Below are 5,701 nucleotides of genomic sequence, written 5' to 3'. Positions count from 1 at the left end.
GTTCTTGGCCGGCATTGTCCATTGCCCGTCATCGGGTGGCGCCGCGGCGGCGGGCGGCGCGATAGCCGCCGCCGATGCGGGCTCCGAGGCACCGCTCAGAAACAGGCCGCATGCCAGCAGCATCACCGAGAGTATGCCCGTGCGAAAGGAATTCTCGGTCGCCAATGCGCGGGCGCCTTGTCCTGCGTCAACGCGCGCTGGTGGCGGGTGCAGCATGCCTTTCATTTGTGGATCGAGCCTCCCACGCCGGCGCCGAGCTCCGCCGCGATGTCAGCCTCGGTGCCGGCACAAAGCGGATGGCCCCAGCCCGAGGCGCTTTTGCCGCCGGGATCGACATCGTAGACGATGGCGTCCTTGCGATTGGGATTGACCCCGGCGGGAACCTTGTCGAGGCCAAGCGCCGCGCGAACACGCCAGGCGACATTGTGATCGGCGCATGAGGAATCTCCTGAGACCCCGAGGCCTCCGACGATGCTCTTGCCGTCATAGAGGGCAAGCCCGCCGCCAAACACGACGACGCCTCCGATTGGCTTGCCGACGAGAGGATCGCTGGCACTTCCAAACGTTTTGGGATCGCCCGCGTAGGCTGCGGCCTGGTTGACCGGGTTGGTCTCCTGCAAGCCGAAAAGCGGCCCGCCCGGCTGCGTCCCCGCGTAGAGATTGGCCGTCGATAGGGCCATTTGCGCCAGGCTGAGCCCATTGGCTGTATTGGCCTTCTCCGCCGCGACGAGGCGACTGCCTGGCCATTGCGAATCGGCGGTGGGACCGCTGAAAGCGATCGCGCACACCGCGCCGTCTCGAGCAACGACAGCGGCCCATTCGTTGGTCTCAAAGCCTCCGTTGGCAGGTCCGCCGCTTGCTTTCACATTGGCCTTGAGTGCGGCGAGCAGCTTATCGTGGTCGGCCGGGCAGGGCGCCTGTGCCATGGCTTGGCCCTGTGGGAACAGGCCACTCGTCAACAACACCAGACCAAAGGCTGATAGCAAACGCCGACAGCGATACATTGTCCTGCCCATTCGTTCGAGCATCAAAGAACCCCGGAGCATTCTGGCAGCCTGGAAAATGCGAAAATGAGTCCGTGGTCCAATGCCGTCGCTATTTAACTTGGGCGATGCAGCTATGTTCCTGCTTTTGCAAAAAATTGCGCAGCCGCGTGCGCCGATGCAAGGTTGCCGTCTGTCCGTGTCGCCGGCGCAATATCCGCGGCCGAGATCGTGGTACCTACTGTCATACGTGCATTGTGATGCAAACGACACCCGGCGAGAAGGAATAAACGTAGCCAAAACAGTCAGTTGACGGGCTGACTGATCCCTGCCCATTGTGCCGGCACCTATGAACGTTGCGCCAGCATTGCCAAGGCAACCTGTCGGCCCTTGGCAATGGGAGAAAACCTGCATGTCTTGAGGACTCGGGCACGCCTTTGCTTGGTCGAGGCTCGCCTACATCCAACCAGACGCCTCCAACTGCGGCGGTGTCACGGGCTGGCTGCGGGTGGCAGCACTTTCACGCAAGGCCAGGATTCCCATCTGGAGTCACGGAATGCAGGAACTTCCTGTCAGCCTGGTTCACATTTGCGCCTTTGCCCGCAGCGTCAGCCGATGGAACATGATGCCGGTCGCCGCCGTTGGAAGAGCTTGGAGGCGGCCGCATGCACCTTGTCCAGATCCTGCTTCCTCGTTCCGACAACGCGGGTGAGCCCTTCGCCAAGGAAGACTTCGATCGTGTGAAGGACGAACTCGCCAATACGTTCAAAGGTGTCACCGCGTATTTTCGGACGCCCGCGGAAGGGGTATGGAGGGAGGGAAAAGAGTCCGACATGGACGAGATTGTCATCTTCGAGGTGATGACGGAAGAAGTCGATCTGCCCGATTGGCGAAGGCGCCGAGCGGAGTTGGAGCGCCGTTTCCGGCAGGACGAGATCATCATCCGCTACCTACCGATGGCATTGGTCTAAAGGTCCAGGCGCCTCCGGGATTGGGTTTTGCCACCCTCCTTCCCGAGCTGAACTGCATTCGAAATCTGGAATGGCCTATTAGAGGTTTAATTACGATCCTTTGGACCTGCGTAATTCATTCAGTGGGTCTTCTGTAGGGCATAATATTGCGCATCGGTCGAATTAGAGAGGAAGGAAATATAACATACGTTCCATCAACCATTTAGAGTTTGTCGATGTTTGTACTGATGACACTGTTATTTTACTGGTTGCAAGCCTTGCGAGTCGACCTGACGGGGTCAGTCTGGACAGGACCGAACCGCCTGCTTCAAAGGGTTGACCGGAAATGGGCGCATTGTTGGCTGTCCAGTGACTACGCTCCTACGGCGTCGGTCATTTTTCTTTTGCTGCCGCCGATCGGTTCTGGCCGGTCGGCGCCGTTGTCTTCGCGTCTTTCGAATGCGCTGCTATTGCAGGACCCGCGCCAGTCGACTTGCGCATATCGCCGTTGCCAGCGGGGCCGGGCTTCTTGCCGAGTAGTCTTGAAACGAGCGTACCTAGATATCCCATTGATACCTCCCGTGAGATTCGCGTAGCGACGGGCCAGTCTTCACCTGGTGGGGCTACTACACGTTTTCGGCAGCCATGTTGACAGCCGATTCAGCGAGTTGTGTCAGCGCCTCGTCGGTCGCCTTTTCCTCTCCAACGGTTAAATTGAGGAGCGAAACAGCTTCATCCAGCCCCAGTTCGGAGGCCCAGGTCTTCAGTGTGCCATAGCGTGAGATTTCGTAGTGCTCCACAGCCTGGGCCGCAGCCAGCAGGCCGGCGTCCAGGGCAGGTGTGCCCTTATATTCCTCCATGATCTCGGCACCTTCATCGGTGATGCCCACAATAGCCGCACACGTCTTTCCCTGCGGCTTCTTGCCGATCACTTCGAAAACCTGTTCGAGCCGGGCAACGTGTTCTTTCGTTTCCTCGCGGTGCTTTTCGAACGCCGCCTTCAAATCTGGGCTTTGAGCGGCCTTTGCCATTTTCGGCAGCGTCGCAACGATCTTCTTTTCGGCGAAATAGATGTCCTTCAACGTGTCGTGGAAAAGTTCGTTCAGGCCCTTCGGTGATGCCTTCTTAGTGGGTGCCATCCTGTGTTCTCCCGTTCGCGCTCAAAAGCGAGGCGGAATAGCAACTCGATGCAGGGCAACTGGTTCCGGAGAGCGTTCTCTGATTGCAGTGAAATTGAACGCCACCATTTATTCAGGACAGCCATGACGCTCAAGACCTGTCTCCCAGCACCCGCCGCCCGACGCTCAGGTAGGCCTGGCTGCAACGGGGGAAGCATCGGCACGGGTGATCGACAAGCTTCCGTGAGTCCATAATCGTCATAGATCAGACGCTTCCGACTACTCACGACGGTAGCTTGCGAAGGGTCTTCCGCATTTGCACATGTTAACCGGCCATCATTCAATGTCTCATGTGCCGCAGAATGTCTTTAAGACGCGTTCATCCGGGCGTGGCGGGTCAGCATAGCGTTCCATTTCCGGCTGCTCATCGAAGGGCCGGCTGATGACCCTCAGAATCTCCTCGAAAGGTGTGAAGTCCCCGCCCAGCGCCGCCTGGATCATAGCCTCGATGCGATGGTTGCGAGGGATGAATTTGGGATTGACGGCATGCATGACCGCCCGGCGCGCGGCCGTGTCGGCAGCATCGCTTGCGATGCGCTGGCGCCAGCGCGCCGACCAAATATCGAATGCGCCTGGATCCTCAAACAACTGCCGCGCCCCGCCCTGATCGTCCGGGGCGGCGAGGTCGTCGCCCAGACGCCGGAAGGCGAGCGTAAAGTCGGCTTCGCTGCGAGCTAACACATCCAGAAAATCAGCCGCGAGCTGCAAGTCGCCTTCCGCCTCGGTCAGCAATCCGAGTTTTCTGCGGAAGCCGCGCTGCAACACAGTCTCATATGAGGACTGGAAAGACCCAAGCACCTCTTCGGCTTGAGAGACGGCTTCACTCTCGTCCGTGCTCATGAGCGGCAGCAGAGTCTCGGCAAAGCGTGCAAGATTCCATGTCGCCACATGAGGCTGGTTGGCATAGGCATAGCGGCCGACACGGTCGATCGAACTGAACACCGCGCTCGGGTCATAGGCGTCCACGAAGGCGCATGGGCCATAGTCGATCGTCTCGCCCGAGATCGTCATGTTGTCGGTGTTCATGACGCCATGGATGAAGCCGACCAGCATCCAGCGCGCCACCAGATCGGCCTGTGCAGCGACAACGGCCTCAAGCAAAGCGCGGTACGGCCGCGCTTGCCCGACCAGCTGCGGGAAATGGCGTTCAATGGCATAGTCGGCGAGGATCTTGAGGCCTCCGGTATCGTGGCGCGCAGCGAAATATTGGAAGGTGCCTATCCGGATATGGCTGGCCGCCACTCTTGTAAGGACAGCGCCGGGCAGCCGGACCTCGCGATAGACCGGGTCCCCGGTGAGCACAGCCGCCAAGGCTCGAGTCGTCGGAATGCCCAGCGCGGCCATTGCTTCGCTGACGACATACTCGCGCAGAACCGGGCCGACGGCTGCGCGGCCGTCGCCATTGCGCGAGAACCGCGTCGGTCCCGATCCCTTCAACTGGATGTCACGGCGAATGTCGTTAACGTCCACCACCTCGCCAAGCAGCAGAGCGCGCCCGTCGCCGAGCTGAGGCACGAAGTTTCCGAACTGGTGACCTGCATAGGCCAGGGCGATTGCCTGCAAGCCTTCCGGAAATCTATGGCCAGAGAGCATATCCAATCCATCCGGGCTGGTAAGCTGGTCGGCATCGAGCCCGAGTTCCTCCGCAAGTGGCCGGTTGAATCGGATCAGCCGGGGTTCGGACACCGGCTTCGGATCCGTGTGCGCGAAGAAGCGCTCGGGCAATTGCGCATAGCTGTTGTTGAGGGCGAGAAGCCGCATCTGAATGCCCTGAGTTTATTCGGCGGTCGCAGGTGCCGTCATGACAATCTGGCTCTGACGGGAAGGACCCAACAGCTCCCGTCTCGAGGAGGCTGTCTTCACTTGTCATATAGGACACAATCTCGCTGGTACCATTCGGATCCATCAGGCCGGCACCGGATAATCTTTGAACTACCCGCCTACGTCGCGTTTCGGGGCTACCGTGCGACGAAAGGCGACAGGCAAGCTGACCCCTTCTGCTGTCTCGACCACAGAAGGCCTTGTGGATCCATTGTCCATGACGACGATCTTGTCGGTCACCCTCATGGCCGTACTAGGCCGCAGGCGAAGGAAAAACTGTCGAGACTACGTTGCAGCTGGGGCACCTCCCGAATGGCGCGGACGTCAGGTTTATAATGATGCCCCGACGGTACGCTGGCCGCAACCCATACGCTCGCCGGGCGGATCCGTACGGGCATGTCATCAGCGAGATCAAAGAAGATACGGTCGCGTTCCCGCGTTTTTGATCCAAGCGATCGCGCGCCATTGGACACAATCACCCTAAAGGGGTCCTTTAATGCCATCCTTGGCGTCATAGCCGCTACGTTCGAGGAGAGCATGGCGGGCCCGAACCGAAGCCTTCCCTGGTGGAAGCCCTCATTGTCCCCAGCGCCGTTCAATCTGCTTGGGTTTCCTAGAAGCTTTTCGAACTTTCTGTCTTGCGGCTCCCGTCGAGATGCGGGCTCTTCTGGAGGAGGTCGGGGTGTTTTGGATCCGCTGTGGTGCAACCTTGATCCAAGCATTTATGGGGGTTCGAGTCGGTAGACCGCTACATCGCAAGGCCCACTAT

Annotated in this window: 5 protein-coding genes and 1 pseudogene; 2 read left to right on the top strand and 4 right to left on the bottom strand. The window is 59.6% G+C overall.

The annotated features are described in order from the left end of the window. A pseudogene (locus tag EN914_RS38745) lies at nucleotides 1-225 on the bottom strand (PQQ-dependent dehydrogenase, methanol/ethanol family); the annotation flags it as partial. Beyond that, complete coding sequence (locus EN914_RS21925) at nucleotides 222-926, bottom strand: heme-binding protein (RefSeq protein WP_013525145.1); 705 nt, start codon at nucleotides 924-926, stop codon at nucleotides 222-224. The pseudogene EN914_RS38745 and the gene EN914_RS21925, both read right to left, overlap by 4 nt. 565 nt (nucleotides 927-1,491) lie before the next feature. On the opposite strand from EN914_RS21925, the gene EN914_RS39900 reads away from it, so the two are divergent. Next, entirely contained in the window at nucleotides 1,492-1,695 is a 204-nt protein-coding gene (locus tag EN914_RS39900) for a hypothetical protein (protein ID WP_275955479.1), read from the top strand. Next, nucleotides 1,649-1,954 carry a hypothetical protein gene (locus EN914_RS21915; protein ID WP_024504611.1) on the top strand — a complete coding sequence of 102 codons (306 nt, stop codon included), beginning with the start codon at nucleotides 1,649-1,651 and terminating at the stop codon, nucleotides 1,952-1,954. Before EN914_RS39900 ends, EN914_RS21915 begins: the two co-directional genes overlap by 47 nt. Nucleotides 1,955-2,559: 605 nt before the next feature. Here EN914_RS21915 and EN914_RS21910 read toward each other — a convergent pair. Then, nucleotides 2,560-3,072 carry a ferritin-like domain-containing protein gene (locus tag EN914_RS21910; protein WP_024504610.1) on the bottom strand — a complete coding sequence of 171 codons (513 nt, stop codon included), beginning with the start codon at nucleotides 3,070-3,072 and terminating at the stop codon, nucleotides 2,560-2,562. Between the two features lie 327 nt (nucleotides 3,073-3,399). After that, a complete protein-coding gene (locus EN914_RS21905; protein WP_024504609.1) occupies nucleotides 3,400-4,872 on the bottom strand; it encodes a YdiU family protein in 1,473 nt (490 codons plus the stop codon). Between the last annotated feature and the right edge of the window lie 829 nt (nucleotides 4,873-5,701).

It is taken from the genome of Mesorhizobium sp. M7A.F.Ca.CA.001.08.2.1 (genome assembly GCF_003998455.1).
Taxonomy (GTDB): domain Bacteria; phylum Pseudomonadota; class Alphaproteobacteria; order Rhizobiales; family Rhizobiaceae; genus Mesorhizobium; species Mesorhizobium ciceri.
This window is presented reverse-complemented; position numbering and strand designations above follow the sequence as displayed.

Coding starts and splice junctions, on each gene's coding strand:
- EN914_RS21910 (WP_024504610.1), bottom strand. CDS start 3,072: ATGGCACCCACTAAGAAGGCATCACCGAAGGGCCTGAACGAACTTTTC.
- EN914_RS21915 (WP_024504611.1), top strand. CDS start 1,649: ATGCACCTTGTCCAGATCCTGCTTCCTCGTTCCGACAACGCGGGTGAG.
- EN914_RS21905 (WP_024504609.1), bottom strand. CDS start 4,872: ATGCGGCTTCTCGCCCTCAACAACAGCTATGCGCAATTGCCCGAGCGC.
- EN914_RS21925 (WP_013525145.1), bottom strand. CDS start 926: ATGGCACAGGCGCCCTGCCCGGCCGACCACGATAAGCTGCTCGCCGCA.